This window comes from Streptomyces sp. NBC_00209 (assembly GCF_045206345.1).
Classification (GTDB): domain Bacteria; phylum Actinomycetota; class Actinomycetes; order Streptomycetales; family Streptomycetaceae; genus Streptomyces.
Genome location: NZ_CP108121.1, coordinates 6,451,613 through 6,478,605 on the forward strand (window position 1 = coordinate 6,451,613; position 26,993 = coordinate 6,478,605).

Genomic DNA, 26,993 nt, shown 5'->3' on the forward strand with positions numbered 1-26,993 from the left:
GTGACCATCCGACCCATTGCGCGTCAGGGACATCTCTCACATGTGTCTCAGGCAACCTTCTCGGTCAGTCCGAGCTCCCGAAGCCCGTCGGGCCGCTCATCCACCGGCAGATGGCGTACAAAACGCACCTCGCAGCCCAGCGCCGCGGCCCCGCCGTCGGCGTGCCGGTCGTCACCGACCATCACCACATCCGCCGGATCCTGTCCGAGAAGTGTGCACGCGGTGCGGAAGAGGCGTGCGTCCGGCTTCTGGACGCCGTGCTCGAAGGAGAGGACGTACGCATCCACGTAGCGGTCCAGGCCGTGCGCGCGGAAGACGGGGCGCAGGTCCCAGCCGATGTTGCTGACGACCCCGATCCGGACACCGGCCGCGCGCAGCCCGTCCAGCACCTCCGCCGTGTCCGGGTAGGGGCGCCAGGCGTCCGGGCGCAGATGCCGGTCGTACAGGGCGTCGTACAGACCGGGGTCGGGCAGCGCGACCTGGCGGGCCAGGCCGGTGTACACCGCGCGGTGCAGCTCGGCGCTCTCGTCGCGGTGCGCCCAGGCGTCCGCCAGCTCCTCGGGCATCCGCTTCGGGCCGGGCCCGCCCGGCAGCGCGCCGAACGCCTCCAGCTCCGCCGCGTACCGCTCGAAGGCGGCCCCGTCCACGCGCACCCCCCGCTCGGCGAGGGTCGCGGCGAGCCAGGAACGGACCGGCTCGATCCGGAACAGCGTTCCGGAGAAGTCGAAGAGGGCACCCTTGATCGGCATGGCACCGATCCTCGCCGAACCGGTGGACCCCGGGCAAGGGCGCCTGTCCGGCGGTGACGGCGCCCGGCCCGGTCAGAGCCGCCGGCGGGCGGGCGCGGCGGCGCACCAGCGGTCGAAGCCCCGGATCGCGAAGGCGGTCAGCGCGGCCCCGAGGAGCCACCCGCCCAGCACGTCGGACGGCCAGTGCACGCCCAGGTACAGCCGGGTCAGCCCGACCCCGAGCACCGAGACGGCCGCCGCGCCCACCGCCGCACGCCACACCCCGCGCCGCACGCCGGACCGGTGCAGCAGCCACAGCAGCAGCCCGCAGCTCACCGTCGCCGTCATCGCGTGCCCCGAGGGGTAGGCCGCGTAGTGGGCCGAGTCCACCGGGTCCGTCCACTGCGGCCGGTCCCGGCCGACGGCAGCCTTGACGCCCTGCTGGACGAGCGCCGAGAGCAACGTCGTCGCCACCACCCACACCGCGAGCGGCCGGGTCCCGCGCCACCACAGGACCACCACCGCGACGGCGATCAGCGCGCGGAACGTCCACGGGTCCCACAGCCAGTCCGTGAGCAACCGGTTGACATGGACGAGGCCGGGCTCGGTCACCGCCCGCCGGTGCAGCGCCTCCGCGATCCGCTCGTCCAGGTCCACGAGCGGCCGCCACCGGGCGACGACCAGCGCCGTCACCGCACCTCCGAGCACCGCGCAGACCGCGCCCGCCCGCGAGAGGCGCGAAGCGGCGCGGACCCGGCCGACGGGGGAGAGCAGCGGAATGTGCATGGCACGATCCTCGCCGACGGGCGCCCCCTCCGGCCGTTTCAGCGCGCCCGAAGAGCCCGTTCGCTACTTCAGGGCGCTGAGCCCCGGGACGAACGCCACCAGCAGCGGGACCACGGGCACCAGCGCCGCCGCCGCGGTCAGCCGCAGCCGCCGTCCTGCCGTGAGCCGGCCCGCCGGGGCCAGCAGCCGGTTCACCCGCAACGGCAGCTCCGCGTCCGCGGCCGAGGACGGGCCGAACACGCCCCGGTCCTCGTTGAGTTCGACCAGGGCGAGGGCGATCGTCAGCCGGCCGAAGCGCCGTGAGGCCACGTCGTCGGCCGCCAGCTCGACCAGCCGGTGCATCTCGTTGCGGAAGGCCGCGAACACCGGCACCTGCGGGAAGCCGGTCGCCAGCGCCCCCGAGCAGTTGAGCAGCCAGTCGTGCCGGGCCTGCGCGTGGCCCTGCTCATGCGCGAGGACCGCGTCGAGCTGGCGTCCCTTCAGCCGCCCCAGCGCGGCCGTGGTGATGACGAGTTGGGGCGCGGAGCCCGGCAGCCACCAGGCGTCGGGGCGCTCACCCTCCAGCACGACGAGGCGCCCGGACCCCGGCTCCTCACCGGGCATCAGCGGGGCGCGCACCAGGAGTTCGGTCCGCCGCCGCCTGCGCCGCAGCTGCGCCCGGCGGATCTCCCGGGCCAGCATGGCGGCCGTCCACACCCCGCCCAGGGCCAGCAGGACGGCCATCACCGCCGACCACGCCCCGTGGCCCGCGAGCGCGTACGCCTCCACGACGGCGTGCGGCGCGGGCGCGAAGACATGGCCGCGTACCGCCTGCCAGGCGGCTGCCGCGCTGAACGTCATGGAGAGGGCGAACGAGAGCAGCACCGCGGCCACCACGCACTGCCACACCCACAGCGCCACCACCGGCTCGCGCTCGGGCCACTCGGCCCGCGCCATCAGGCGCGGGGTCACGACGGCGGCCAGTGCACCGAGCAGCAGCAGCGCTAGGGAGACCCACATGGCATCAGCCTATGAGGGCCGCGCCACACACGGATATGGCTCCGCGCGCCAAGTGACGCACACCACGAAGGGCGGCCCTTCCCGTCTCACAGGGTGAGCAGCATCGCGAACATGGCTATGCCCATGGTCAGCCGGCACGCCAGCGCCAGCTCGGGGCGCGCCCCCCAGCCCCCGGGCGCGGGCCCCCCGGCGGTGGCCGCCGCGGCCACCGGCACCAGCCGGGCGCCCAAGCGCAGCACGTACACCGCGTAGTAGACGAGGAGCAGCCCCGTGAGCAGGGGTATGCCGCCCGCCCCGGCCATGCTGGGGGAGCCCATCGCGTGCGAGCCATGGCCACCGCCGTGCCCGCCCGCCCCGGCCCGGGCCATCACCACCGCCATGTAGACCATTGCGGAGGAGCCGACCAGATGGTGCAGATGGTGCCCGCTGCGCCGCGAGAACCACAGCGCCCGCAGCGCCGCGACCCCGAAGAACACCGCGTACACGCCCCACCCCCACGCGGGCGGTGCGACGGCGGCCGCCGGGACCGCCATCGCGGCCATGCCGAAGCCCATCAGCGCCTCGGCCCGCGCGGCTCTGCGCTCCTCCGCGCTCCCCGTACGGGTGCGCAGCAAGCAGTACGAGCCCGTCACCGCGCACAACGCCATCAGCAGCCATCCGGACATCGACGGTCCGTGCACAGCGGCCCTCCCCCCGGGCGAACGACATCGCCGTCGTCCAGTAGATGCCCGGGGCCGGACACCCGTACGCGGCGCACGGAGGTGCAGGGGGAGCGCGCGACGGGAGTGTTTCTGTGATGCGCGCGGTGTGCGCCCCCGCGCGCCCCGTGAGGGCCGCCGGGAGCCCCGGCGCCGCCCTCGGAGTTACGCTGCTCCGGCACCGCCCCCGCACAGAATCCGGAGACACCCCGCCATGGACACCGCCCCGCCCCGGGACACGGGAGAGCTGACGTTCCGCGACGCCACCGAAGCGGACATCCCCGCGCTCGTCGAGCTGATCGAGTCGGCCTACCGGGGCGACAGCAGCCGCACCGGCTGGACCACCGAGGCGGACATCCTCCAGGGGCAGCGCACCGACCCGCAGGGCGTGCGGGCGGTGGTCGAGAGCCCGGGCAGCCGGCTGCTCGTGGTGGAGCGCGACGGCGCGCCGGTCGCCTGCTGCCAGTTGGAGCACCGCGGCGAGGCCGCGTACTTCGGCATGTTCGCGGTCCGTCCCGCGCTCCAGGGCGCCGGCCTCGGCAAGGTGATCATCGCCGAGGCCGAGCGCACCGTCCGGGAGAGCTGGGGCGTGCGGGAGATGCACATGACCGTGATCTCCGTCCGCGAGGAGCTCGTCGCCTGGTACGAGCGCCGGGGCTACCGCCGCACGGGCAGGCTGTCCCCGTTCCCGTACGGCGACGAGCGCTTCGGCATCCCCCAGCGCGACGACCTGGCCTTCGAGCTGCTGGTCAAGGAGCTCGAAGGCTGACCGCTACGCGGGGGCGCCGCCCCCGCGCTGGATGTCGGGGTGGTCGGTGGTCACGCCGTCGAGCCCCAGCCCCTCGGCCAGCCGCAGCTGCTGCTGGGTGTTGACCGTCCAGCCGAAGACCGTCAGCCCCTCGGCGTGGGCCTTCTCGACCAGTTCCCGCGTGATGCGCCGGATGTTCAGGATCAGCCGGGTCGCGCCCACCGCCTTCGCGCGGTCCAGCAGGTCCCCGCCCCAGCGGCTGGCCACCAGCGCCGTCCGCACGCCCGGGACCAGCTGCGCGATCTCGGCGATCGCCTCGTCGTGGAACGAGATCACCTCGACGCGCTCCACGAGGTCGCGCTCGTGCATGACCCGGGCCAGGGTGCGGGCCGCGGCCACGTCCTTGATCTCCGCCTGGAGCGGGGACCGCACGGCGTCCAGGACCTCCTCGAAGACGGGCACCCGCTCGCCCAGACCCGCGTCGAGCGCGCGCAGCTCGGCGAGCGTCTTCTCCGCGATCGGGCCCTCGCCGTCGGTCGTACGGTCCACCTCCGCGTCGTGCATGACGGCCAGCGCGCCGTCCTTGCTCAGATGCAGGTCCAGCTCGATGAGGTCCACGCCCTCCTTCTCGGCACGGACGAACGAGCGCAGGGTGTTCTCCGGCTCGAAGCCCGGCGCTCCGCGATGACCGATCGTGAGAATGGACAAGGCCCGCTCGCTTCCGTCGACGCTCAGTTCCCGAGGCAGCCTAGTCGCCCCGGAACGTCGTACGGGGGAGGGGCGGGCCCAGCTGTGCAGCGTCCCGTGAAACCCCCGAAGAAGCCGCCTCGGCGGTGTATCACAGGAAAAATGACGGTGACCATGGGGGTCGGCAGGATAATTTCCACAATCCCACTTGTCCCAGGGACTCGCACGCGGATACGGTGGACAGACGCGAGGTTCTCCCGTGGAGGAAGTGTGATGACGGAAATTCTTGTGCACGACGCCGCATCCGGCGACATAGCTGCCGCCCCACGGGTGATCGAGCACCCGGCCTGGCCCGCGCTCAAGAACGCCGTGGAGGAGATCCGCCCCTGGCAGTCGAAGGACGGTTCCGTCGACTTCGACGCCGAGGGCGCGCCCGCTCCGGCGCGCGCCGAGGCCGCCGTGGAGCGGGTGATCGACGCCGTCGAGGAACTGTCCCCGCTGCTGCCGCACGACGCCGCGTACCACCGCGCCCTCGTGAAGGACCTGCGCGGCTGGGTGGGCGGCGGTTTCGACGTCCCCGACTTCCTGGACTCCCTGCTGGCCTTCCAGCCGGCCAAGGGGCGTGCCGACGGCCTCCAGCACCTGGTCGTCTTCGCCATGTACACCCAGAACGGCAACCCCGACCGCAATCTCGAAGCGGTCGTGCTGCGGATGGTCTGGCCGGACTGGCTCGCCGAGCTGGAGGCCGGCCGCTACGACAACCCGATGTTCTGCGGCATCACCTTCGAGGACTTCACCTCCGGCTACGACACCAACTCCGCGGTGCTCTTCCCGGAGACCATCGCCGTCCGCGAGGCCCCCGAGCGCTTCAGCTGGGGCGGCATCTTCTGCGACCGCGAGGCCGCCCGCTTCCGCCGCGTCACCGAGGCGGCCGTCGACCTCCTCGGCGTCGAGCTGCCCGACGACATCCGCGCGATGATCGGCGACCAGCAGCGCTGCGAGCAGGCGTTCGTGCTCTGGGACATGGTCCACGACCGCACCCACAGCCACGGCGACCTGCCGTTCGACCCCTTCATGATCAAGCAGCGCCAGCCGTTCTGGATGTACGGCCTGGAGGAGCTGCGCTGCGACCTCACCGCCTTCAAGGAGGCCGTGAAACTGGAGGCCGAGGGCAACCCGCACGGCCGCGACGTGCAGTACGCCGTGCTCTTCGACCGGATGTTCCGCTTCCCGGTCACCGGCGAGCGCGTCCGCAACTACGACGGCCTCGGCGGCCAGCTGCTCTTCGCGTACCTCCACAAGCACGACGTGGTCCGCTGGACCGACAACACGCTCCGGATCGACTGGGAGCGCGCCCCGCAGGTCACCAACCAGCTCTGCGCCGAGATCGAGAAGCTGTACCGGGACGGCATCGACCGCCCCAAGCTGGTCCACTGGTTCGCCGCGTACGACCTCGTCTCCACCTACCTCGCCCCGCACCCCGGCTCCCGCTGGGCCAAGGGCCCCGACGCCCTGGACCTCTCCCAGCCGCCGCGGAAACTCGTGGACGACGTGCTTCCGGACGAGTTTCCCCTGAGCATGTTCTATGAGGCCCTCTCCAAGAAGCTGAAGAGCGTGATCGCCTCGGCCAAGGGCATCACCGGCTCGGACGCGGGGAAGGCTGCCGCGTGAGCACAGGTCCCAAGGAGGCGGAGGCCATGAACGGAACAAGCACGGGCGACGCGGACGGCGCGCTCGAAGGCGCCGTGGTCGCCGTCGCGGGAGCCGCCGGACCGGCCGGCCGGGCCACGCTGCTGCGCCTCGCCGAGGCGGGCGCGGTCGTCGTCGCCTCGGACTCCCACCCCACCAGGCTCGCCGAAGCCGTCGACGCGGCGCGCTACGCCCACGGCGGCGCGACCGTCACCGGCGACACCGTTGACCTGCTCGACCTCGGCGCCACCCGGGAATGGGCGGCCAAGACGGAGAAGGAGTTCGGCCGCGTCGACGGCGTCGTCCACCTCGTGGGCGGCTGGCGCGGCAGCGCGACCTTCGGCGAGACCGATCCCGCCGACTGGACGCTGCTGGAGAAGCTGCTGATCCGCACGGTGCAGAACACCTCGCTGGCCTTCCACGACTGCCTGCTGCGCAGCGACCGGGGCCGCTTCCTGCTGACCAGCGCGGCAGGCGCCGGCAAGCCCACCGCGGGCAACGCCGCCTACGCCGCCGCCAAGGCGGCCGCCGAGGCGTGGACCCTCGCCCTGGCCGACTCCTTCCGCAAGGCGGGGGGCGAGGACGGCCCCCGCAGCGCGGCTGCGATCCTGGTCGTGAAGGCACTGGTGCACGACGCGATGCGCGCCGAGCGCCCGAATGCGAAGTTCGCGGGCTTCACCGACGTCAAGGACCTGGCCGATGCCATCGCCGGCGCCTGGGACCGGCCCGCCCCGGAAGTGAACGGAAAGCGCCTGTGGCTGACCCCGCAACCGTAAGGACCGACGCGCGTCGCCATCACGACCCGCAGGTCCGCGGTTTCGCCAGTGACAACTACGCGGGGACGCACCCCGAGATCCTCGCGGCGCTCGCCCTCGCCAACGGCGGCCACCAGGTCGCCTACGGCGAGGACGACTACACGGGCCATCTCCAGCGCGTCATGCACAGCCACTTCGGGCCCACCGCCGAGGCGTTCCCGGTCTTCAACGGGACCGGCGCCAACGTGGTATCGCTCCAGGCCATGACCGACCGCTGGGGCGCGGTCATCTGCGCCGAGTCCGCGCACATCAACGTGGACGAGGGCGGGGCGCCCGAGCGGGTCGGCGGCCTCAAGCTGCTCACCGTCCCCACCGAGGACGGCAAACTCACCCCGGAGCTCATCGACCGGCAGGCGTACGGCTGGGACGACGAGCACCGCGCCATGCCGCAGGTCGTCTCGATCACGCAGAACACCGAGCTGGGCACCGTCTACACCCCCGACGAGATCCGCGCCATCTGCGAGCACGCGCACGGGCACGGCATGACGGTGCACCTCGACGGCGCCCGCATAGCCAACGCGTCGGCGTCCCTGGACGTGCCCATGCGTACGTTCACCAACACCGTCGGCGTCGACGTGCTCTCCTTCGGCGGCACGAAGAACGGGGCCATCTTCGGCGAGGCCGTCGTCGTCCTGAACCCCGACGCGGTCCGCGCCATGAAGCATCTGCGCAAGCTGTCGATGCAGCTCGCGTCCAAGATGCGCTTCGTCTCCGTGCAACTGGAGGCGCTGCTCGCGGGCGACCTGTGGCTGCGCAACGCCCGGCACGCCAACGCGATGGCCCAGCGGCTGGCCGAGGGCGTGCGCGGGATCGACGGCGTGGAGATCCTCCACCCCGTCCAGGCCAACGCCGTCTTCGCCCGGCTGCCGCACGCGGTCACCGAACGGCTCCAGAAGCGCTTCCGCTTCTACTTCTGGGACGAGCAGGCCGGGGACGTGCGCTGGATGTGCGCCTTCGACACCACGGAGGAGGACGTCGACGCGTTCCTCCTCGCACTCAAGGAGGAAATGGCGGACAGGCCCTAGTAGGGCCTGTCCGAGCGGCGCCGGGGTGCGGACGGACCGTCCGCACCCCGGCGTGACGTTTCAGCCGCGCTCGCGGACCTCGGCCGGCGTCGGAGCCGTACCGCCCAGGTGCGCGGGCACCCACCACGTGTCACTCGCGTCCTTCGGCCGGACCGGATAGGCCCGCTGCGCCGCTTCGAGCAGCTCCTGCACCCGCTCGCGCAGCCGCCGCGTGATGGCGCCCGCGTACTGGTCGGTGGGGGCCTCCACGGGCTCGCCGACGCGGATGGTGACCGGGATGTGGTTGCGCTTGAAGCTGCGCGGCCGGCCCTTCGTCCAGAGCCGCTGCGTGCCCCACAGCGCCATCGGGATCAGCGGTACCCCGGCCTCCTGCGCCAGGCGCGCGGCACCGGACTTGAAGCTCTTGAGCGTGAACGACTCCGAGATCGTCGCCTCGGGGAACACCCCGACGATCTCGCCGGACCGCAGGGACTCCAGCGCGTGCGCGTAAGCGTCCTCGCCCTGCTTGCGGTCGACGGGAATGTGCTTCATGCCGCGCATCAGCGGCCCGGAGACCTTGTGCCGGAATACCGATTCCTTGGCCATGAAACGCACCAGCCGCTTCTGCGGGAGCGCGGCGAGGCCACTGAAGACGAAGTCCAGATAACTGATGTGGTTGCTGACCAGAACAGCGCCACCGGTCTTCGGGATGTGCTCCGAACCCTGAGTGTCGATCTTCAGGTCGAGCGCCTTGAAAAACGTGCGAGCGGCGCCGATGACCGGCCGATAGACGAGTTCTGCCATCTGGGGAAGACCCTTTCTTCAGCGCCCGCGGATGTTCTCCCGGCGGAAGTTACGCAGCCGTAGGTTTTCGGCATTGGGGCGATCGTGCCCCATACGGTGACGCGGTGGCCAGTCCCGGCGGCGCCGGGCCGCGAGATTCTCGTCACGTAGGGCGCCCGGGAATGCCCGCGGCGTCGCGGACGCTGACCCCTTGCGTAGAACTCTGACAGGAGGCCGAAGGTGGACGGGCAGGCAGGCGCCGAGAGGCTGGACGCGGCACGACTGGGCGCGGAACTGGGGGAGCGGGCCACACTCGTCCAGTTCTCCACCGCCTTCTGTCAGCCGTGCCGGGCCACCCGCCGCACCCTGGCGGAGGTGGCCGGAATGGTCGAGGGGGTCGCCCATGTGGAGATCGACGCGGAGGCGCGTCTCGCGCTCGTCCGCGACCTCGGCATCAGCCGGACCCCGACCGTCCTGGTCCTCGACGCCGCGGGCCGGATCGTCCGCCGCGCCGAGGGGCAGCCCCGCACCGTCGACGTCGTCGCCGCCCTTGGCCGGGCGATATGACGGACCGTGATGCTTCTCCCACCTGAGGAGACGCCCTTGACTGCACGGACCGCGCATCGTCAGTCTGACGTTATGCCGTCAGACCCCCTTCTCCACGGCCGGGTGTACATCGACCTCGCCCGCACCGCCGGCGCGTGCTGTCCGGGTGCCTGAGCACCCACGACCCCGCATTTCCGACGCGCAGAAGGACCTCTCCATGACGGCATCACCCGGGCTCGGCAAGGCGCGCACGGCATCCCCGGACCTCCTGCGCTCCGTGTTCCGCCGGCATGCCGCCGGAGTCGCCGTGATCACCGCCGCCGGGGAGGGCCCGGTCGGCTTCACCGCCACCTCGCTCAACTCCGTGGCCGCCGAGCCGCCCCTCGTCTCCTTCGGCGTCGGCACCTCGTCCTCCAGCTGGCCGGTGCTGGCCGAGGCCGAGCACGTGGGCGTGCACATACTCGGCGAACACCAGCGGGAGCTGGCCGCCACCTTCGCCCGGAGCGGCGCCGACCGGTTCGGTCCTTCCACCTTTTGGCGCAGCGGCCCGGAGGGCGTTCCGCTGCTGGACGACGTGCTGGCGTGGCTGGTCTGCCGCGTCGTGGCCCGGGTTCCGGCGGGCGATCACCACATCGTGATCGCGCAGGTGGTCGAGGGCGACCCGGTCGGTGTCGGCCGGCCGCTCGTTTATCACCAGGGCCGGTTCACGGCTCTGCGGGACTGACGCGAGGCCCGGGGGTCCCCGGGCGGATCGCGTTGGGCAGATCACAGTGCGGAGCGCTTGCTCATTGGGCACACGCTGGATGTACTGGCGAGTAATATGACGGTCGGAGCGTCGGTCGCCCCGACCGGAAAACGCCCCATCAGGCGCCTATGCTGCGTGCAACAAGGCAGCCCGGAAATGACGATGCAGTAGGAGAGCCGGCGTGAGCTTGAGGATCGTTGTCACTGTGAAGTACGTGCCCGACGCGACCGGTGACCGGCATTTCGCCGATGACCTGACGTTGGACCGTGAGGATGTCGACGGTCTGCTGTCGGAGCTGGACGAGTACGCGGTCGAGCAGGCGTTGCAGATCGCGGGGGCGGCTGATGATGCGGAGGTCACCGTGTTGACGGTGGGTCCGGAGGATGCCAAGGACGCGTTGCGCAAGGCGTTGTCGATGGGTGCGGACAAGGCGGTTCACGTCGAGGACGACGATCTGCACGGTACGGACGCGCTGGGGACGTCGCTGGTGCTGGCGAAGGCGATCGAGGAGACCGGGTACGACCTGGTGATCTCGGGGATGGCGTCGACGGACGGCACGATGGGTGTGGTTCCGGCGCTGCTCGCGGAGCGGCTGGGTGTGCCGCAGGTGACGCTGTTGTCGCAGGTGTCGGTCGAGGGCGGTGTGGTGCGGGGCCGTCGCGACGGGGACAGTGCGTCGGAGGAGCTGGAGGCGTCGCTGCCGGCGGTGGTCTCGGTGACGGACCAGTCGGGTGAGGCCCGTTACCCGTCGTTCAAGGGGATCATGGCGGCGAAGAAGAAGCCGGTGAAGTCCCTGGACCTGGACGACCTGGGCATCGACGCGGACGAGGTCGGTCTGGCGGGTGCGTGGACCGCGGTCGACTCCGCGACCGAGCGTCCGGCCCGCACCGCGGGGACGATCGTGAAGGACGAGGGCGAGGGCGGCAAGCAGCTGGCCGAGTTCCTGGCCGGCCAGAAGTTCATCTGAGACCCCGGCGTCCCCTCACCGCCCCCGCCTACTTCGTACACGCAGGAGATTGAAGTCCCATGGCTGAAGTTCTCGTCTATGTCGACCACCTGGACGGTGCCGTCCGCAAGCCCACCCTGGAGCTGCTGACGCTCGCCCGCCGCATCGGCGACCCCGTCGCCGTCGCCCTGGGCAACGGCGCCGCCGACACCGCCGACGTGCTCGCCGAGCACGGTGCGGTCAAGGTGCTGACCGCCGACGCCCCCGAGTTCGCCGACTACCTCGTCGTACCGAAGGTGGACGCCCTCCAGGCCGCCTTCGACGCCGTGTCCCCGGCCGCCGTGCTGCTGTCCTCCTCCGCGGAGGCCAAGGAGATCGCGGCCCGCCTCGCGGTGCGTATCGGCTCCGGCATCATCACCGACGCCGTGGACCTGGAAGCCGGTGACCAGGGCCCGGTCGCCACGCAGTCCGCGTTCGCCGCCTCGTACACCACCAAGTCCCGTGTCTCCAAGGGCGTTCCGGTCATCACGGTCAAGCCGAACTCGGCCCCGGTCGAGGCGGCCTCGGCCGCCGGTGCCGTCGAGACCCTCGCGGTCTCCTTCTCGGCGCAGGCCACGGGCACGAAGGTGCTGTCGCGTACTCCGCGTGAGTCGACCGGGCGCCCGGAGCTGACGGAGGCGGCGATCGTGGTCTCCGGTGGCCGTGGCGTCAACGGTGCGGAGAACTTCGCGATTATCGAGGCCCTCGCCGACTCGCTGGGTGCCGCGGTGGGTGCGTCGCGTGCCGCGGTGGACGCGGGCTGGTACCCGCACACCAACCAGGTCGGCCAGACCGGCAAGTCCGTCTCCCCGCAGCTCTACATCGCCTCGGGCATCTCCGGCGCGATCCAGCACCGGGCGGGCATGCAGACCTCGAAGACCATCGTCGCGGTCAACAAGGACTCCGAGGCCCCGATCTTCGACCTCGTGGACTACGGCGTCGTCGGCGACCTCTTCGACGTCGTCCCCCAGCTCACCGAGGAGATCAACACCCGCAAGGGCTGATCGCGGACGGTTTCGTACGAGCAACGGCCCGGGGCCGCACGGTGAACGCACCGTGCGGCCCCGTGGCGTTCCCGGTCACCGTTGACTCGGATGCGAGCGCCTTATAACTTCACTATACGGATTGTTGTTTCCGGGAAGCGGAAACGACCGGAGTGTGGAGGGTGCGGACGATGGGTCAGCAGGAGAAGGTGGCGACGAGCCTCGCCGGTGCGGTCAGCGACGGGATCAGCGCGTCCCTCGCGCCGGTGGACGCCGAACTCGCCCGCCGCTACCCGGGCGACCCCGGCACCCGCCAGCCCGTGCACACGGTCTACGTACCGGGCGACACCTTCACGGCAAGCACCCTGCGCACCTGGGGCGACGAGGCGGTGAAGGCGCTCGACCAGCACGCCCCCGACGCGGCGGCCCTCGCCGGAGTCCTCGGCATCCCGGACGAGCTGGCCGGGCCGGTGTACGACCGCGTACGCGCCAAGCTGGAGCGCGAGCCGGTCGAGGACCTGAGGATCGACTTCGAGGACGGCTACGGACCCCGCTCCGACGCCGAGGAGGACGAGGCGGCGGCCCGCGTGGCCCGGCTCGTCTCGGAGGCGTACGCCGACGGAACGGCCGCCCCGTACATGGGCATCCGGATGAAGTGCATGGAAGCCGCCGTCCGCGACCGGGGCATCCGCACCACGGACGTCTTCCTCACCGGCCTCATGCGGGCGGGCGGGCTCCCCGACGGGCTCGTCCTCACCCTCCCGAAGGTGACGTACCCCGAGCAGGTCACCGCCTTCGTCCAGCTCCTGGAAGCCTTCGAGCGGGCACACGGGCTGCCCGACGGGCGCATCGGCTTCGAGATCCAGATCGAGACCAGCCAGTCCATCCTGGCCGCCGACGGCACCACCGCCGTGGCCCGCATGATCGACGCGGCACGGGGGCGGGCGACCGGACTGCACTACGGCACGTTCGACTACAGCGCCTGCGTCGGCGTCAGCGCCGCGTACCAGGCGAGCGACCACCCGGCCGCCGACCACGCGAAGGCGGTCATGCAGGTCGCCGCCGCGGGCACCGGCGTACGCGTCTCCGACGGCTCCACCAACGTCCTGCCCGTCGGGCCCACCCCGCAGGTCCACGAGGCGTGGCGGCTGCACTACGGCCTCACGCGGCGCGCCCTGGCCCGCGCCTACTACCAGGGCTGGGACATGCACCCGGGCCACCTGCCGACCCGTTACGCGGCGGTCTACACGTTCTACCGCGAGGGCCTGGAGCAGGCCGCCGCCCGGCTCGCCGCGTACGTGGCCAAGGCCGGCGGCGACGTGATGGACGAACCGGCCACCGCCAAGGCGCTCAGCGGTTACCTGCTGCGCGGCATCGACTGCGGTGCCCTGGACACCGACGAGGTGGCGAAGCTGACCGGGCTGGCCCGCGCCGACCTCGACGCCTTCGCCTCGCCCCGGCGCGGCACCCTGACGGTCACCGCGCCCTGAGCGGCGTCGCTCAGGCGGCCGGCGGGATCTCTCCCGAACCGCGGGCGATCAGCCGGGTCGGGAGCTCCACGCGCGCCGGGGGGTGACCGGACCCGTCCAGGCGCCGGAAGAGGTGCTCGGCGGCGGTGCGGCCCACCGTCGCCGCGTCCTGGGAGATGACGGTGATGCCGAGCAGGTCCGCCAGCTCGATGTCGTCGAAGCCGACCAGGGCGACCGGCCGCTCCCGGTCCGCGAGGACGCGCACCACCGTCACCGTCACCCGGTTGTTGCCGGAGAAGAGCGCCGTCACCGGCTCCGGACCCGTGAGCATCGCCTCGGCGGCGGCGCGGACGCGGTCGGGGTCCGTGGAGCCCAGCGAGACCCAGGAGTCCTCGACGGTTATCCCGGCCTCCGCCATCGCCGCGTGGTAGCCGCGCAGGCGCTCCGTCGCGGTGTGGATACGGGGCTGGTCGCCGATGAAGCCGATACGGCGGTGGCCGTGCGCGAGCAGATGGGCGACGCCCTCGCGGGCCCCGCCGAAGCTGTCCGAGAGCACCATGTCCGCCTGGATCTGCCCGGCCGGGCGGTCCACGAAGACGGTCGCGACGCCGGCCTTGATCTCCGGCTCCAGATAGCGGTGGTCGTCGGCGGCCGGGATCACGATCAGCCCGTCGACCCGGCGCGCGCACAGGGCGAGGACCAGCTCCTGCTCGCGCTCCGGGTCCTCGGCGCTGGAACCGTTGATGAGCAGGGCGCCGTGCGCGCGGGCCACCTCCTCGACCGCGCGGCTCAGCGGCCCGTAGAAGGGGTCCGCCAGATCCTCCAGGACCAGGCCGATGGAGGCGGTCCGGCCCTTGCGCAGTACCCGCGCGCTGTCGTTGCGGCGGAAGCCCAGCGCCTCGATGGCCTCCTGCACCCGGCGCTCCGTGTCCGGGGTGACCCCCGGCTCGCTGTTGACCACGCGCGAGACCGTCTTCAGACCCACCCCGGCCCGGGCGGCCACGTCCTTCATGGTCGGCCGGTTGCCGTAACGGGGCTCGGGATGACGAGTGGTCTCGGCCACGATGCGCTGTCCTGTCGTCGGTCGGGCGGTCCCGGCGGGCCACGGCGGCTGCCGTGGGGGGCTCCCGGAGGGTGTGGCGTCGAGCATAGGCCCTGGACAACGTTGTCAAGGGAATGGAGACTGGGCAGACTGTGCACCTGAGCCGCAGGTCCCGCCCACACCACCCGGAGCCACACCGATGCAGACCCACCTCGTCGCCGCCCTGGACATCGGGGGCACCAAGATCGCCGGCGCGTTGGTGGACCGGGACGGCGGGCTCCTGGTGCGCGCCCAGCGGGCGACGCCCGCCCGGGAGAGCGGCGAAGCCGTCATGGCGGCGGTCGGCGGCGTCCTGGCCGATCTGGCCGCGTCCCCGCACTGGGGCGACGCGACGGCCGTCGGCATCGGCAGCGCGGGCCCGGTGGACGCCGCCGGAGGGACGGTCAGCCCGGTCAACGTGCCCGGCTGGCGGGGCTTCCCCCTGGTCGAGCGGGTCGCCGACGCCACCGGCGGCCTTCCGGTCACGCTGGTCGGCGACGGCGTCGCGATCACGGCGGCGGAGCACTGGCTCGGCGCGGCGCGCGGCCATGAAAACGCGCTGTGCATGGTCGTCTCGACCGGCGTCGGCGGCGGGCTCGTCCTCGGCGGCGCCCTGCACCCCGGCCCCAGCGGGAACGCCGGCCACATCGGGCACATCAGCGTGGACCTCGACGGCGACCTCTGCCCGTGCGGGGCGCGCGGCTGCGTCGAGCGCATCGCGAGCGGCCCCAACATCGCGCGCCGCGCGCTGGAAGCCGGCTGGCGGCCCGGCCCGGACGGCGACGCGACCGCGGTCGGCGTCGCGGCCGCCGCGCGGGCCGGTGACCCTGTCGCCCTGGCCTCCTTCGAACGCGCCGCGCAGGCCCTGGCGGCGGGGATCGCCGCGACGGCGACCCTGGTCGAGATCGACATCGCGGTGATCGGCGGCGGGGTGGCCGGCGCGGGCGAACTGCTGTTCGCCCCGTTGCGCACGGCTCTGCGCCGGTACGCCACGCTCTCCTTCGTCCAGCACCTGACGGTGGTGCCCGCGGTCATGGGCAACGACGCGGGCCTGGTCGGTGCGGCGGCGGCCGCGCTGGCCGCCGCCCGGCCGCTCGCGGACCCGCTCAGCAGGTGATCCGCAGGTCCCCCCAGTCCGCGTGGTCCGAGTCGTCGCCGTCGCCGCCGTCCGTGACCACCAGCCGGACGACCTGAGCCCCGGTCACATCCGCCGAGAGGGGCTGCGGGGCCATCGCGTTGGTCAGGACTCCGGTGGACGCGGCCTTCTTGCCGTCCGCCCAGATCTCGAAGGTCACGCTGCCCTTGGCGCCCTTCTCGTCGTCCACTCCCACCTGCGCCGTCACGCCGGTGCACGCGCCGCCCGCGTAGTACTCGACGCTGCTCGCCGCGTGCGCGCCGAGCCCCTTGGCGTACACCTGGCCGCCGATGGTCAGCGGGTGGCCGTCGCCCGCGGTGCTCTCGCCGTTGCTGGTGTCCTTCTCGACGGGGCCGTAGCCGTTGGAGGCGCTCAGCTGCGGCAGGTCGCTGAGGTAGCCGCCGCCGGCCGGGGGCGGCACCACCACATGGGCCTGGAACGGGACGGTGGACCGGATCCGCTCACCGGTGGTGGGGGAGCGGTACCGGGCGGTGAGCGTCAGGTCGTAGCTGCCGGGGGCCGTCGCGGCGGGGGCCGTCACCCGCCACCGGGTGGCCAGCGCGCGGCCGGTGGGCAGCGCGGGGGTCCGCGTCGGCGATGCGGACTCCACCCGCCAGCCGGCCGGGCCGGTGAGCGCGGCGGACACGGTGAGCGCGGGGGTGCGGCCCAGGTCGGTGACCTCGGTCGTCAGCGTGGCGGTGCGGCCCGCCTCGACCAGCGGGCTCCCCTCCAGGGCGAGTTCGACGGCCGGCGGGTGCACGGCCCAGCGGGGGTCGGCGGCGACGCGCAGCAGGACGGTGCCGTGCGCGGGCACGGTCGCCGAGAGGCCGCCCGCGGTGTTGCGGGTGGCGTGCTCCCACAGGTCGCGCACGGTGTACCCGGAGGCGCGCTCCAGGCCGACCGCTGCGGCCGTGGTGGCGATCCGCTGCGCGCTGCCGGTCTCGTTGAACAGGGCCACGGCCCGGGAGCCGTCCGCCATCTCCTTGGCGACGACCCAGCGCCCGCCCTCGGAGGAGAGCACCTCGCCCTGCCGGCCCAGCGGGTCCTGGTCGACGGCGATGACCTCCTCGTTGGAGAGGATGTCGAACGTCTCCCGGGAGGCGGTGCGCAGGTCGGAGCCGATGAGCAGCGGCGCCGCCATCACCGACCACATCGAGAAGTGGCTGCGGTACTCGGTGTCCGTCATCCCGCCGTTGCCGACCTCCAGCATGTCGGGGTCGTTCCAGTGGCCCGGGCCGGCCGCGGCGGCGAGCGGGAGGTTCTGCTTCATGATCGACAGCATGCTGCCCCAACTGTCGTTGATGTCACCCGTGGTGCGCCAGAGATCGCCCAGCTCCGCGGCCCATTCCCAGGGTTTGTTCTGCCCCCATTCACAAATGCTGTAGACGATGGGCCGCCCGGTCGCGACGAGCGCGTCACGCATGGTCGTATAGCGTTCCTTCGCGTCCACGCCCTGGTTGTTGCAATTGTCGTACTTGAGGTAGTCGACGCCCCAGTCGGCGAACTGCTGCGCGTCGCTGAATTCATGGCCGAGCGCCCCGGGGATACCCACGCTGTCGCAGGTCCTGGTACCGGCGCTGGTGTAGATCCCCAGTTTGAGGCCCTTAGCGTGCACATAGTCCGCGACCGCCTTAATGCCATGCGGAAAGCGCACCGGATCCGGTACCAGCTTTCCTTCCGCATCGCGCTCCGGCACCGCCCAGCAGTCGTCCAGATTGACATACTCGTACCCGGCGTCCTTCAGCCCCTTTTCCACGAAGATATCGGCGATGCCCTTGACCATGTCCTCGTTGAACTCGGCGCGGCAGTGCGTGGAGTTCCAGTTGTTGAAGCCCATGGGCGGGGTGAGGGCCAGTCCGTTCGCGGCCCGGGTCCCGGCGGCCGGTGCCGGTGCGGGGGAGTGCGCGGCGGCGGGCACCACGGCCCCCGCCGTGCACAGGAGGCCCGCGACCAGGGCCCCGAGGACTCGGTGGCGGTTCGTTCGGGTGGGACGGCTTGGAAGATGACGCATCGTTACGTTCCTCCGTACTCGTGCCGGATCAGGTGGCGACATGTGCACGCCAAGACGAGCGAATACGTTAAAGCGTGTTGAAGTCTGTTGGAAGAGGGCGGGCGCCCGGTCGGCCACATCTCGTCAAAACCCTTGACTGCGCCCCATGTTGGGGGTGAGATCCAAGCGCACGTTCGGTTGTGTTCGGTTGCCTTCCGGAGGACGGGGTCATGGCACACTCGTACAACAGATCGGATCTGCCCGGCAGCGTCGCGGGACACGGGATGTCCCGGCGGAGCCTGCTGCGCGGCGCGGCGCTCGGTGCCGGCGCGGTCACGCTTCCCGCCCTGCTCGCCGCGTGCGGCGGCGGACCCGGTGGGGACGGCAAGACCGTCACTCTGGGTTCGAATGCGTCCGACCCCGTTCCCAAGAAGGCATTCGCCGACGCGTTCAAGGCGTACGCCGCGCAGTCGGACGGCCGGAAGGTGAAGGTCAACACCGTCGACCACAACACCTTCCAGGAGAACATCAACCGCTATCTCCAGGGCAAGCCGGACGACGTCTTCATGTGGTTCGCCGGATACCGCATGCAGTTCTTCGCGAAGAAGGGCCTGCTGTACGACATCAGCGACAACTGGCAGCACTACACGGGATTCTCCGACGCCCTGAAGGACCAGTCCAGCGGCGAGGACGGCAAGCAGTACCTCACGCCGTACTACTACTATCCCTGGGCCGTCTTCCACCGGAAGAGCCTGTTCACCGAGCGCGGCTATCAGGTGCCCAAAACGCTTGACGAGTACGTGGCGCTCGCCAAGCAGATGAAGAAGGACAAGCTGGACCCCATCGCGTTCTGCGACAAGGACGGCTGGCCCGCCATGGGCACCTTCGACTACATCAACATGCGCACCAACGGATACGAATTCCACAAGAGCCTCATGGCCGGTGAGGAAGCCTGGACGGACAAACGCGTCCGGGACGTCTTCGACACCTGGCGGCGCCTTCTTCCGTACTGCCAGCCCGGCGCCAACGGCCGTACCTGGCAGGAGGCCGCCACCAGCCTCCAGAAGCGCGAGGCGGGCATGACCGTCCTCGGCCTGCCGCACCCCGGCGCGCAGTTCCCCAAGGACGAGCAGGGCGACCTGGACTTCTTCCCGTTCCCCGAGATCAGCCCCGAGCACGGCCAGGACGCCGTGGAGGCGCCCATCGACGGGTTCCTGCTGGCCAAGAAGTCCAAGAACCTGAAGAACGAGAAGACGCTGGAGAGCGCCAGGGACCTGGTGAAGTGGCTCGCCACCGGCAAGGCCGAGGACATCTACCTCAAGAGCGACCCCAACAACATCGCGGTCAGCGAGGAGGCGGACACCTCCGGGTACTCCGCGATCCAGAAGAAGGCCGTCGAACTGGTCTCGGGCGCCCAGCAGATCTCGCAGTTCCTCGACCGGGACACCCGTCCGGACTTCGCGTCCACGGTCATGATCCCCGCGATCCAGAAGTTCATCAGCAGCCCCAATGACGTGGACGGCCTCGTCAACGACATCGAACGGCAGAAGAAGACCATCTTCGCCTCGGACTGAACCGGGAGTACGCCGTGCCGTTCATCTCGGGGAGGCGCACCGGACGACGGGGCACGCGGCGGTACACCCGCCGCGACCTCGTCGTGCTCGGTGTGCTGCTCGGTCTGCCCGTCCTGCTCGACCTCGCCATCGTCTGGGGCCCGACCCTGGCCTCCGTCGTCCTCTCGTTCACCAGCTGGGACGGGATCGGCGACATCGAGTGGGTCGGGACCCGCAATTACGTGAACCTCTTCACGAACTACCCGCAGTTCTGGCCCGCCGCCCGGCACAACCTGCTCTGGCTCGCCTTCCTCGGCCTCGTCGCCACCCCGTTCGGGCTGCTCCTGGCCGTACTGATCGACCGGGGCGTGCGGTTCAGCCGCTTCTACCAGTCCACGCTGTACATGCCCGTCGTGCTCTCGCTCGCGGTGGTCGGCTTCATCGCCCAGCTCGTGTTCTCGCGGGACCAGGGCGCGCTCAACGCCGTCATCGGCGACACGGAGACCCCGACGGACTGGCTCGGCGATCCGGACCTCAACATCTGGATGATCCTGCTGGCCGCCGCCTGGCGGCACACCGGCTATGTGATGATCCTCTACCTCGCCGGGCTCAAGGCCGTCGACCAGTCCCTCAAGGAGGCGGCGGCGATCGACGGGGCGAGCGAGGCGCAGACCTTCTTCCGCGTCGTCTTCCCGACCCTGCGGCCGGTCAACGTCATCGTCGGCGTCATCACCGTCATCGAGTCGCTGCGCGCCTTCGACATCGTGTACGCGGTCAACCACGGCCGCAACGGCCTCGAACTGCTCTCCGTGCTCGTCACCGACAACATCATCGGCGAGGCCAGCCGGATCGGCTTCGGCTCCGCGATCGCCGTCGTCCTGCTGACCGTCTCCCTCGGATTCGTGGTGACGTACCTGGTCCAGGAGCTCCGAGGGGAGAAAGACCGATGACCACCACGCAGGCCCACCCCGTACGCCCGGCGCCCGCCGCCCCCGTCGCGGCCCGCCGCAGGCTCCGCCCCGGCCGGCTCGGTGTGCACGCCTTCCTGATGACGGTCTCGCTGGCCTTCCTCGCCCCGCTGCTGCTCGCGGTCTACGCCTCCCTGCGGCCGTACGACGAGACCTCCGAGTACGGCTACTTCTCGCTGCCGCGCCATCTCTCGCTGGACTACTACCGGCAGGCGTTCACCGACTCCGGCATGACGAAGTACTTCGTCAACACCCTGATCATCGCGGTACCGGGCGTCCTGGTCACCCTGTTCCTCGCCTCGTTCGTGGCCTTCGCGCTCGCCCGGCTGAAGATGCGCGGCGGGCTGGTCCTGCTGATGCTCTTCACGGCCGGCAACCTGCTCCCGCAGCAGGTGATCGTCACCCCGCTGTACGTCGTCTTCAACCGGATCCCGCTGCCGTACTGGATGTCCGACTCGATGACGATGTTCGACTCCTACTGGGCCGTCGTCCTGGTGCAGATCGGCTTCCAGATCGGCTTCTGCGTGTTCGTCCTGGCCAACTTCATGCGCACCCTCCCGTCGGAGATCCTGGAGGCGGCGGTGGTGGACGGGGCCGGGGTGTGGACGCGGTTCTGGCGGATCACCCTGCCGCTGTGCCGCCCGGCGCTCGCCGCGCTGGGCACGCTCCAGTTCACCTGGATGTACAACGACTTCCTGTGGGCGCTGGTCTTCATCTCCGACGGCGACAAACTGCCCATCACCTCCGCGCTGAACAACCTGCGCGGGCAGTTCTTCACCGACTACAACCTGCTCGCCGCCGGTTCGGTGATCGTCGCGCTGCCGACGCTCATCGTCTTCCTGCTGCTGCAACGGCACTTCATCGCCGGACTCACGCTGGGGTCCGGCAAGGGGTGACGGGGTGCCCGGGGAAACGGCCGGGCGCCCCGTCACCACGCCCTACTCGCAGGCCACGCCGTCCCCGTCGCGGTCGAGATGACGGCCGTACCCCGGGTCGCCCCGGTGGATCGGGTCCGCCCCGGCCGCGCGGACGGCGGTGCAGTTCGCGTAGTACGCCGAGCCGCCGCCCGAGCCCCCGCCGCTCGAACCGGAGTCGTCCGCACCGGAGTCGTCCGAGGTGCCGGCGGGGGCCCCGGGCGCGACGGTGACCTTGACGGTCTTCGTCTTCGTGACGGTCGGCACCGGCTCGGGGCTCGCGGTGACCGTCTCGGTCACGGCGGGCTCCGGCGCGGGCGTGACCGAGACCGTGGCGGTGACGGTCGGCGCCGGCGAGGACTTCGCCGCGGCCTCGGTCCGGTCCGCCCCCGCATCCCCGCCGGCGGCACCCATGCCCACACCGATGAGGAAGAGAACGGCCGCCGCCGGGATGACGACGCGTTTCCTCGCCCAGCGGGGCGCGCCGCCCGGGCCCTGCGGGCCGAACGGGGAGGGCCGCGGCGGCGGCCCCCAAGGCGGTGGCTGCGGCGATGGGTTGTGCGACATGGGACCCCCCAGGGTTGCGTGGAGGGACGACCGTAACCAGGGCGCCGAACGCAGGGGAGGCCAATCCTCCGTAAGTGATGGAGTTGTGACCATCGCGTGAAGCCGGAGACCCGCCACGGTCCGCGCGGGCCCGCCGTTGTCAGTGCCGGGTGCGATCCTGCACGCATGGACGAGATCATGAGACGGCGGGTGTACGGCGCCGACCACGAAGACCCCGACCCGGGTCCCCGGCCGGGCCGTGAGTACCGGGAACTGGTCGGCGGACCACTCGACGGACTGCTCCTGGACGTGACGGGGTGGACGGCGGTGGCCCTCGCGGACGGCTCCGCCCTGGTCACCGAGATCGGCGCCTACGGACCGGGCGGCCGAGCCGAGTACGGGCCGCGCCAGGACGAGCCGGACAAGTGGGACTGGCGGGGTGATACGCCGTAGTCGGATCGTGGCCGCCCTCACTCCCGTACGCGCAACGCATCGCCCCGGGCGGGTTTTCGCGGCAGGGTGTTGCGGGCAAGCCACAGGGGGCTGCTACGGAAGAGGGGGAACCGTGATCGTCTGGATCAACGGTGCGTTCGGCGCCGGAAAGACCAGCGCCGCGCGTGAACTGATCGATCTGATCCCGAACAGCACCTTGTACGACCCGGAACTCACCGGGACGGGGCTCAGAAGCCTGCTGCCCCAGAAGAAACTGGCCGAGGTGACGGACTTCCAGGACCTGCCGATCTGGCGGCGTCTGGTGGTGGACACCGCCGCCGCGCTCCTCGCCGAGCTGGGCGGGGTCCTCGTCGTGCCGATGACGCTCCTGCGGCAGGAGTACCGCGACGAGATATTCGGCGGGCTCGCCGCCCGGCGCATATCGGTGCGCCATGTACTGCTCTCACCTGAGGAAACGATCCTGCGCGCGCGCATCGCGCACCGGGCCGAGTTCCCCGGTGACGCGGAGGGCGTGGACCCGACCGGCCGCTGGGCGTACGACCGTATCGAACCGTACCGATCGGCCCTCGGCTGGATCACCGGGGACGCCCACACCATCGACAACAGCGCGCTCACCCCGCGGGAGACGGCGGAGCGCATCGCGGAGGCCGTACGCACCGAAGCCGCCCCCGCCTGCGAGATCGTCCAGACTCCCGAGCCGACCGCGGAGACCGTCGCCTCCGGGGTGCTCCTCTTCGACGAACAGGACCGGTTCCTGCTCGTCGACCCCACGTACAAACCCGGCTGGGAGTTCCCCGGCGGCGTCGTGGAGGCGGGCGAGGCCCCCGCGCAGGCCGGCATCCGGGAGGTCGCCGAGGAGATCGGCATCCATCTCGACCGGGTGCCCAAGCTCCTCGTCATCGACTGGGAGGCGCCCGACCCACCCGGGTACGGGGGCCTGCGCCTCCTCTTCGACGGCGGACTGCTGCCCCGGGCGGACGCGGAACGGCTGCTCCTCCCCGGCTCCGAGCTGCGCGGCTGGCGGTTCGTCACCGAGGCGGAGGCGGCCACCCTGCTGCCGCCCACCCGCTACGAACGGCTGTGCTGGGCGCTCCGGGCCCGGGAACGCTCGGCCGTGCTCAACCTGGAGGCCGGCGTCCCCGTGGGCTGAGCTCCGTAGAGCCGCGGCGGCGTCCTCGGTGAGGGGGTCGCCGTGGCCGAAGCAGACCGTGGCCGGTTCCAGCGCGGCCAGCCTCCGGAACGAGGCCACGGCCTGCTCCCGGTCGATGTTGAAGACGCCCAGCATCACCTGCCCCACCCCGGCCACGCAGTCACCGGTGAACAGCACGCCGTGCCGGGGGAGATGCACACCGATGGAGCCGGGGGTGTGCCCGGGGGAGTGGACCACCCGCGCCCCGCCCCCGAACGGCAGCACCGCCCCGTCGGTCAGCTCGGAGTCGACCCGGGTCGGGGGAGCCGGGGGAACGGTCAGCGCGTGTTCGTACAGCGGGCGTTCCCAGTCCAGGAGCACCGGCTCCCCGACCTCCTCCTCGCCCCGGATCACCGCCGCGTCCAGCCGGTGCGCCAGAATCTCGGCGCCGTGCCGGCCGGCCAGCTCCTGGGCGGCGCCGTAGTGGTCCCGGTGGCCGTGGGTGACGACGATCCGCGCGATGTCGGCGGGGTCGTGGCCGAGGCCGCGCACCGCCTCCTCGATGGCGGGCGCCGCGTTCACGTCGCCCGCGTCGATCAGGGTCAGCTCCGTCCCGTCGCGCCAGAGGTACGCCTGGCCGATCGGGAAACGGAACATGTGCAACTGCGGAAGCACCTCTACGAGATCCATGCGGCGAACCTAAGCGGTCGCGACCGGCCACCGCATGGATCTACGCTTTCGGCGAGCTTCGCCCAACGCGTAGCCCGGGCCCCGGCGAGGACTCAGAGCGCCTTCGACGCCGCGTAGTTGCGCAGGAACAGCGCCTCGGTCACCGACAGCCGCTCCAGCTCCTCGGGCGACACGCTCTCGTTCACCGCGTGGATCTGTGCCTCCGGCTCGCTGAGCCCGATCAGCAGGATCTCCGCGTCCGGGTACAGCCCGGCCAGGGTGTTGCACAGTGGGATCGAGCCGCCCATGCCGGAGGACTGCATCTCCTGGCCCGGGTACGCGACCCGCATGGCGTCGGCCATCGCGGTGTACGCCGGGCTCGCGATGTCCGCGCGGAACGGCTGGCCCTGGCCGACCTGCTCGACCGAGACCTTCGCACCCCACGGGGCGTGCGCGAGCAGGTGCGCGGTGAGCAGCTTCGTCGCCTCGTCCGCGTTCTGCCCCGGCGGCACCCGCAGACTGATCTGGGCCCGGGCGCTCGCCTGCACGGAGGGCGTCGCGCCGACCACGGCCGGGCAGTCGATGCCGATCACGGTCACCGACGGCCGCGCCCAGATCCGGTCGGCGACCGTGCCGGTGCCGATGAGCCCGACCCCGTCGAGGACCTTGGCGTCCTTGCGGAACTCCTCCTCCGGGTACTGCAGTCCGTCCCACTCCTCGTCCGCGGTCAGACCGTCGACCGTGGTCGAGCCGTCCCCGGCGCGCAGCGACGCGAGCAGCTGGATCATCGCGGCGAGCGCGTCGGGCGCGGCACCGCCGAACTGGCCGGAGTGGAGGTTGCCCTCCAGGGTGTCCAGCTGGACCCGCAGCATCGTCATGCCGCGCAGCGTCGAGGTCACGGTCGGCAGCCCCACCCGGAAGTTGCCGGTGTCGCCGATCACGATGGTGTCGGCCGCCAGCAGCCCGGGGTGCGCCTCGGCGTACCGCTCCAGACCACCGGTGCCCTGCTCCTCCGAACCCTCCACGATCACCTTGACCGAGACGGGGACCCCGCCGTCCGCCTTCAGGGCGCGCAGCGCGAGGAGGTGCATGAGGAAGCCGCCCTTGCAGTCGGCCGTGCCCCGGCCGAACCAGCGCCCGTCACGCTCCGTCAGCTCGAACGGCGGGGAGATCCAGGCGGCCTCGTCCAGCGGCGGCTGCACGTCGTAGTGCGCGTAGAGCAGCACGGTCGGCGCGCCGTCGGGCCCGGGCAGGAAGCCGTAGACGGACTGGGTGCCGTCCGGGGTGTCGAGCAGGGCCACGTCCTGGAAGCCCTCGGCGCGCAGCGCGGCGGCGACCCACTCGGCGGCGCCCTCGCACTCGCTCCTCGGATAGACCGCGGGGTCCGCCACCGACTGGAAGGCCACCAGCTCGGTCAGCTCCGCCTTGGCACGGGGCATCAGCGAGGCGATGGTCTCGGGAATCGGATGGCCGGTCATGGGGCACGCTCCTGGTAGGTGCGACGTTATGTGTACGTTTCCGGGTACGCGTACGCCTGGAGTGCGGCGTCGCGGGTACGTCGGAGACTCGGCCGATCCTCCCACAGCGGTTCTCGGCCACAACGCGCCGTAGGATGCCGTGAGCAGCTTGGGCCACTGGTCGGATCGGGAGCAGAAGCACATCGTGAGCAGCGAGAACGCAGACGCCGGACATGAGCACGAAGAGTCGTCCGTGTGGGACGTCGTCGTAGTCGGCGCCGGACCGGCGGGAGCCTCCGCGGCATACGCGGCGGCCGTCGCCGGCCGTAAGGTACTGCTCCTGGAGAAGGCGGAGCTGCCCCGTTACAAGACGTGCGGCGGCGGCATCATCGGATTTTCGCGCGACGCGTTGCCGCCCGGGTTCGAACTGCCCCTGAAGGACCGGATCCACGCGGTCACCTTCTCGCTCAACGGCAGGCTGTCGCGCACCCGCCGCTCCAGGCGCATGCTCTTCGGCCTCATCAACCGCCCGGAGTTCGACGCGGGGCTGGTCGAGCAGGCGCAGAAGGCCGGTGCCGAACTGCGCACCGGGGCGACCGTCGCGCGGGTGGAGCAGCACGGTGCCGCGGTGCCCGACCGGCGCACGGTCGCGGTCGTGCTGGCCGGAGGCGAGACCGTCCTGGCCCGCGCGGTGGTCGGCGCGGACGGCAGTGCCGGCCGCATAGGAGCCCATGTCGGGGTCAAGCTCGACCAGGTCGACCTCGGCCTGGAGGCGGAGATCCCGGTGCCGCCCACCGTGGCGGAGGACTGGGCGGGCCGCGTCCTCATCGACTGGGGCCCGATGCCCGGCAGTTACGGCTGGGTCTTCCCCAAGGGCGACACCCTGACGGTCGGCGTGATCTCCGCGCGCGGCGACGGCGCCGGCACCAAGCGGTACCTGGAGGACTTCGTCGCGCGGCTCGGCCTCGCCGGCTTCGAGCCCAAGATCTCGTCCGGCCACCTCACGCGCTGCCGCAGCGAGGACTCCCCGCTCTCGCGCGGCCGGGTGCTGGTGTGCGGTGACGCGGCCGGCCTGCTGGAGCCGTGGACCCGCGAGGGCATTTCCTTCGCGCTGCGCTCGGGACGGCTCGCCGGTGAGTGGGCGGTGCGCGTCGCTGAGGCGCACGACGCGGTGGACGCCCGCCGCCAGGCGCTCAACTACGCCTTCGCCATCAAGGCCGGGCTCGGCGTCGAGATGAGCGTGGGCCGTCGCATGCTGAAGCTGTTCGAGCGGCGCCCGGGTGTGCTGCACGCCGTCCTGACGGGCTTCCGCCCGGCGTGGAACGCGTTCGCGGGCATCACGCGCGGCACGACCTCGCTGGCCGAGCTGGTCCGTTCGCACCCACTGGCCCAGCGGGCGCTCTCGGCGATGGACCGTTAGGGCCGTTTCCGGG

At 71.6% G+C, this 26,993-nt stretch carries 27 protein-coding genes and 1 pseudogene; 17 read left to right on the top strand and 11 right to left on the bottom strand.

From position 1 onward, the window contains the following. Nucleotides 1-47: 47 nt before the first annotated feature. From OG867_RS29240 to OG867_RS29255, 4 genes are all read right to left on the bottom strand, one after another. Nucleotides 48-749 (bottom strand): HAD family hydrolase, encoded by a 702-nt coding sequence (locus tag OG867_RS29240; protein WP_406289867.1) that lies wholly within the window; start codon nucleotides 747-749, stop codon nucleotides 48-50. A 72-nt stretch (nucleotides 750-821) separates the two neighbouring features. Further along, nucleotides 822-1,514: a phosphatase PAP2 family protein gene (locus OG867_RS29245; protein WP_406289869.1), complete on the bottom strand. Its 693-nt coding sequence runs from the start codon at nucleotides 1,512-1,514 to the stop codon at nucleotides 822-824. A 63-nt stretch (nucleotides 1,515-1,577) separates the two neighbouring features. Continuing rightward, on the bottom strand, nucleotides 1,578-2,513 hold the full coding sequence (locus OG867_RS29250) for a M56 family metallopeptidase (protein ID WP_406289871.1): 936 nt from the start codon (nucleotides 2,511-2,513) through the stop codon (nucleotides 1,578-1,580). Between the two features lie 86 nt (nucleotides 2,514-2,599). Then, nucleotides 2,600-3,193 carry a DUF5134 domain-containing protein gene (locus OG867_RS29255; RefSeq protein ID WP_406289873.1) on the bottom strand — a complete coding sequence of 198 codons (594 nt, stop codon included), beginning with the start codon at nucleotides 3,191-3,193 and terminating at the stop codon, nucleotides 2,600-2,602. A gap of 232 nt (nucleotides 3,194-3,425) precedes the next feature. Between OG867_RS29255 and OG867_RS29260 the strand changes: the two genes are divergently transcribed. Next, a complete protein-coding gene (locus tag OG867_RS29260) occupies nucleotides 3,426-3,980 on the top strand; it encodes a GNAT family N-acetyltransferase (RefSeq protein ID WP_328898959.1) in 555 nt (184 codons plus the stop codon). Between the two features lie 3 nt (nucleotides 3,981-3,983). On the opposite strand, the gene OG867_RS29265 is transcribed toward OG867_RS29260, so the two are convergent. Next, nucleotides 3,984-4,667 carry a glycerophosphodiester phosphodiesterase gene (locus OG867_RS29265; RefSeq protein WP_406289875.1) on the bottom strand — a complete coding sequence of 228 codons (684 nt, stop codon included), beginning with the start codon at nucleotides 4,665-4,667 and terminating at the stop codon, nucleotides 3,984-3,986. Nucleotides 4,668-4,919: 252 nt separating this feature from the next. Here OG867_RS29265 and OG867_RS29270 point away from each other — a divergent pair, with 252 nt between their 5' ends. The 3 genes from OG867_RS29270 to OG867_RS29280 are packed head-to-tail and all read left to right on the top strand — an operon-like array spanning nucleotide 4,920 to nucleotide 8,175. Then, complete coding sequence (locus tag OG867_RS29270) at nucleotides 4,920-6,317, top strand: DUF6421 family protein (RefSeq protein WP_406289877.1); 1,398 nt, start codon at nucleotides 4,920-4,922, stop codon at nucleotides 6,315-6,317. A 26-nt stretch (nucleotides 6,318-6,343) separates the two neighbouring features. After that, nucleotides 6,344-7,111, top strand: coding sequence for an SDR family NAD(P)-dependent oxidoreductase (locus OG867_RS29275; protein WP_328898956.1), 768 nt, complete (start codon nucleotides 6,344-6,346; stop codon nucleotides 7,109-7,111). Next, nucleotides 7,090-8,175 carry a low specificity L-threonine aldolase gene (locus OG867_RS29280; RefSeq protein WP_328898955.1) on the top strand — a complete coding sequence of 362 codons (1,086 nt, stop codon included), beginning with the start codon at nucleotides 7,090-7,092 and terminating at the stop codon, nucleotides 8,173-8,175. Before OG867_RS29275 ends, OG867_RS29280 begins: the two co-directional genes overlap by 22 nt. 60 nt (nucleotides 8,176-8,235) lie before the next feature. Here the strand turns inward: OG867_RS29280 and OG867_RS29285 are convergent, their stop codons facing one another. Then, a complete protein-coding gene (locus tag OG867_RS29285) occupies nucleotides 8,236-8,958 on the bottom strand; it encodes a lysophospholipid acyltransferase family protein (protein ID WP_406289880.1) in 723 nt (240 codons plus the stop codon). Between the two features lie 219 nt (nucleotides 8,959-9,177). Here OG867_RS29285 and OG867_RS29290 point away from each other — a divergent pair, with 219 nt between their 5' ends. The 6 genes from OG867_RS29290 to OG867_RS29315 all read left to right on the top strand — a co-directional run bounded on the left by OG867_RS29290 (nucleotide 9,178) and on the right by OG867_RS29315 (nucleotide 13,686). Then, complete coding sequence (locus tag OG867_RS29290) at nucleotides 9,178-9,504, top strand: TlpA family protein disulfide reductase (protein WP_406289882.1); 327 nt, start codon at nucleotides 9,178-9,180, stop codon at nucleotides 9,502-9,504. A gap of 72 nt (nucleotides 9,505-9,576) precedes the next feature. Beyond that, nucleotides 9,577-9,657, top strand: a complete 81-nt coding sequence (locus OG867_RS29295; RefSeq protein ID WP_406291219.1) for a putative leader peptide — start codon at nucleotides 9,577-9,579, stop codon at nucleotides 9,655-9,657. A 43-nt stretch (nucleotides 9,658-9,700) separates the two neighbouring features. Further along, the gene (locus OG867_RS29300; RefSeq protein WP_406289884.1) at nucleotides 9,701-10,207 is read left to right on the top strand and encodes a flavin reductase family protein; all 507 of its coding nucleotides are present in this window, start codon (nucleotides 9,701-9,703) and stop codon (nucleotides 10,205-10,207) included. Nucleotides 10,208-10,409: 202 nt separating this feature from the next. Next, on the top strand, nucleotides 10,410-11,195 hold the full coding sequence (locus OG867_RS29305; RefSeq protein WP_406289886.1) for an electron transfer flavoprotein subunit beta/FixA family protein: 786 nt from the start codon (nucleotides 10,410-10,412) through the stop codon (nucleotides 11,193-11,195). 59 nt (nucleotides 11,196-11,254) lie between these two features. Next, a complete protein-coding gene (locus OG867_RS29310) occupies nucleotides 11,255-12,217 on the top strand; it encodes an electron transfer flavoprotein subunit alpha/FixB family protein (protein WP_406289888.1) in 963 nt (320 codons plus the stop codon). Nucleotides 12,218-12,387: 170 nt separating this feature from the next. Then, a complete protein-coding gene (locus OG867_RS29315; protein WP_406289890.1) occupies nucleotides 12,388-13,686 on the top strand; it encodes a DUF6986 family protein in 1,299 nt (432 codons plus the stop codon). 10 nt (nucleotides 13,687-13,696) lie between these two features. Here the strand turns inward: OG867_RS29315 and OG867_RS29320 are convergent, their stop codons facing one another. After that, the gene (locus OG867_RS29320; protein ID WP_328898948.1) at nucleotides 13,697-14,728 is read right to left on the bottom strand and encodes a LacI family DNA-binding transcriptional regulator; all 1,032 of its coding nucleotides are present in this window, start codon (nucleotides 14,726-14,728) and stop codon (nucleotides 13,697-13,699) included. Between the two features lie 178 nt (nucleotides 14,729-14,906). On the opposite strand from OG867_RS29320, the gene OG867_RS29325 reads away from it, so the two are divergent. Next, entirely contained in the window at nucleotides 14,907-15,863 is a 957-nt protein-coding gene (locus OG867_RS29325; protein ID WP_406289893.1) for an ROK family protein, read from the top strand. On the opposite strand, the gene OG867_RS29330 is transcribed toward OG867_RS29325, so the two are convergent. Continuing rightward, a complete protein-coding gene (locus tag OG867_RS29330; protein WP_406289895.1) occupies nucleotides 15,853-17,892 on the bottom strand; it encodes an NPCBM/NEW2 domain-containing protein in 2,040 nt (679 codons plus the stop codon). The two genes, OG867_RS29325 and OG867_RS29330, sit on opposite strands and share 11 nt — an antisense overlap. Before the next feature lie 263 nt (nucleotides 17,893-18,155). On the opposite strand from OG867_RS29330, the gene OG867_RS29335 reads away from it, so the two are divergent. The 3 genes from OG867_RS29335 to OG867_RS29345 are packed head-to-tail and all read left to right on the top strand — an operon-like array spanning nucleotide 18,156 to nucleotide 21,288. After that, on the top strand, nucleotides 18,156-19,445 hold the full coding sequence (locus OG867_RS29335) for an ABC transporter substrate-binding protein (RefSeq protein WP_328904238.1): 1,290 nt from the start codon (nucleotides 18,156-18,158) through the stop codon (nucleotides 19,443-19,445). Between the two features lie 14 nt (nucleotides 19,446-19,459). Beyond that, the gene (locus OG867_RS29340; RefSeq protein ID WP_328898945.1) at nucleotides 19,460-20,374 is read left to right on the top strand and encodes a sugar ABC transporter permease; all 915 of its coding nucleotides are present in this window, start codon (nucleotides 19,460-19,462) and stop codon (nucleotides 20,372-20,374) included. Continuing rightward, nucleotides 20,371-21,288: a carbohydrate ABC transporter permease gene (locus OG867_RS29345; protein ID WP_406289897.1), complete on the top strand. Its 918-nt coding sequence runs from the start codon at nucleotides 20,371-20,373 to the stop codon at nucleotides 21,286-21,288. Before OG867_RS29340 ends, OG867_RS29345 begins: the two co-directional genes overlap by 4 nt. A 42-nt stretch (nucleotides 21,289-21,330) precedes the next feature. On the opposite strand, the gene OG867_RS29350 is transcribed toward OG867_RS29345, so the two are convergent. Then, on the bottom strand, nucleotides 21,331-21,873 hold the full coding sequence (locus OG867_RS29350) for an excalibur calcium-binding domain-containing protein (protein WP_406289899.1): 543 nt from the start codon (nucleotides 21,871-21,873) through the stop codon (nucleotides 21,331-21,333). A gap of 165 nt (nucleotides 21,874-22,038) precedes the next feature. Here OG867_RS29350 and OG867_RS29355 point away from each other — a divergent pair, with 165 nt between their 5' ends. Together OG867_RS29355 and OG867_RS29360 are read left to right on the top strand one after the other, a co-directional pair. Beyond that, nucleotides 22,039-22,305 carry a hypothetical protein gene (locus tag OG867_RS29355; RefSeq protein WP_406289901.1) on the top strand — a complete coding sequence of 89 codons (267 nt, stop codon included), beginning with the start codon at nucleotides 22,039-22,041 and terminating at the stop codon, nucleotides 22,303-22,305. 112 nt (nucleotides 22,306-22,417) lie between these two features. Beyond that, nucleotides 22,418-23,455, top strand: a complete 1,038-nt coding sequence (locus tag OG867_RS29360; RefSeq protein ID WP_406289903.1) for an NUDIX domain-containing protein — start codon at nucleotides 22,418-22,420, stop codon at nucleotides 23,453-23,455. On the opposite strand, the pseudogene OG867_RS29365 reads toward OG867_RS29360, so the two are convergent. Continuing rightward, nucleotides 23,444-24,124, bottom strand: a pseudogene (locus OG867_RS29365) (MBL fold metallo-hydrolase); the annotation flags it as partial. The gene OG867_RS29360 and the pseudogene OG867_RS29365 sit on opposite strands and share 12 nt — an antisense overlap. A 92-nt stretch (nucleotides 24,125-24,216) precedes the next feature. Then, on the bottom strand, nucleotides 24,217-25,581 hold the full coding sequence (locus OG867_RS29370) for a dipeptidase (RefSeq protein ID WP_406289905.1): 1,365 nt from the start codon (nucleotides 25,579-25,581) through the stop codon (nucleotides 24,217-24,219). A 184-nt stretch (nucleotides 25,582-25,765) separates the two neighbouring features. Here OG867_RS29370 and OG867_RS29375 point away from each other — a divergent pair, with 184 nt between their 5' ends. After that, nucleotides 25,766-26,980, top strand: coding sequence for a geranylgeranyl reductase family protein (locus OG867_RS29375; protein WP_328898938.1), 1,215 nt, complete (start codon nucleotides 25,766-25,768; stop codon nucleotides 26,978-26,980). Nucleotides 26,981-26,993 lie beyond the last annotated feature (13 nt).

What these genes read in the sequence shown, in the direction of transcription:
- OG867_RS29240 (WP_406289867.1), bottom strand. Translation starts at nt 749, where the DNA reads ATGCCGATCAAGGGTGCCCTCTTCGACTTCTCCGGAACGCTGTTCCGG.
- OG867_RS29245 (WP_406289869.1), bottom strand. Translation starts at nt 1,514, where the DNA reads ATGCACATTCCGCTGCTCTCCCCCGTCGGCCGGGTCCGCGCCGCTTCG.
- OG867_RS29250 (WP_406289871.1), bottom strand. Translation starts at nt 2,513, where the DNA reads ATGTGGGTCTCCCTAGCGCTGCTGCTGCTCGGTGCACTGGCCGCCGTC.
- OG867_RS29260 (WP_328898959.1), top strand. Translation starts at nt 3,426, where the DNA reads ATGGACACCGCCCCGCCCCGGGACACGGGAGAGCTGACGTTCCGCGAC.
- OG867_RS29270 (WP_406289877.1), top strand. Translation starts at nt 4,920, where the DNA reads ATGACGGAAATTCTTGTGCACGACGCCGCATCCGGCGACATAGCTGCC.
- OG867_RS29275 (WP_328898956.1), top strand. Translation starts at nt 6,344, where the DNA reads ATGAACGGAACAAGCACGGGCGACGCGGACGGCGCGCTCGAAGGCGCC.
- OG867_RS29285 (WP_406289880.1), bottom strand. Translation starts at nt 8,958, where the DNA reads ATGGCAGAACTCGTCTATCGGCCGGTCATCGGCGCCGCTCGCACGTTT.
- OG867_RS29295 (WP_406291219.1), top strand. Translation starts at nt 9,577, where the DNA reads ATGCCGTCAGACCCCCTTCTCCACGGCCGGGTGTACATCGACCTCGCC.
- OG867_RS29300 (WP_406289884.1), top strand. Translation starts at nt 9,701, where the DNA reads ATGACGGCATCACCCGGGCTCGGCAAGGCGCGCACGGCATCCCCGGAC.
- OG867_RS29310 (WP_406289888.1), top strand. Translation starts at nt 11,255, where the DNA reads ATGGCTGAAGTTCTCGTCTATGTCGACCACCTGGACGGTGCCGTCCGC.
- OG867_RS29315 (WP_406289890.1), top strand. Translation starts at nt 12,388, where the DNA reads ATGGGTCAGCAGGAGAAGGTGGCGACGAGCCTCGCCGGTGCGGTCAGC.
- OG867_RS29325 (WP_406289893.1), top strand. Translation starts at nt 14,907, where the DNA reads ATGCAGACCCACCTCGTCGCCGCCCTGGACATCGGGGGCACCAAGATC.
- OG867_RS29330 (WP_406289895.1), bottom strand. Translation starts at nt 17,892, where the DNA reads ATGCGTCATCTTCCAAGCCGTCCCACCCGAACGAACCGCCACCGAGTC.
- OG867_RS29335 (WP_328904238.1), top strand. Translation starts at nt 18,156, where the DNA reads ATGTCCCGGCGGAGCCTGCTGCGCGGCGCGGCGCTCGGTGCCGGCGCG.
- OG867_RS29345 (WP_406289897.1), top strand. Translation starts at nt 20,371, where the DNA reads ATGACCACCACGCAGGCCCACCCCGTACGCCCGGCGCCCGCCGCCCCC.
- OG867_RS29350 (WP_406289899.1), bottom strand. Translation starts at nt 21,873, where the DNA reads ATGTCGCACAACCCATCGCCGCAGCCACCGCCTTGGGGGCCGCCGCCG.
- OG867_RS29355 (WP_406289901.1), top strand. Translation starts at nt 22,039, where the DNA reads ATGGACGAGATCATGAGACGGCGGGTGTACGGCGCCGACCACGAAGAC.
- OG867_RS29370 (WP_406289905.1), bottom strand. Translation starts at nt 25,581, where the DNA reads ATGACCGGCCATCCGATTCCCGAGACCATCGCCTCGCTGATGCCCCGT.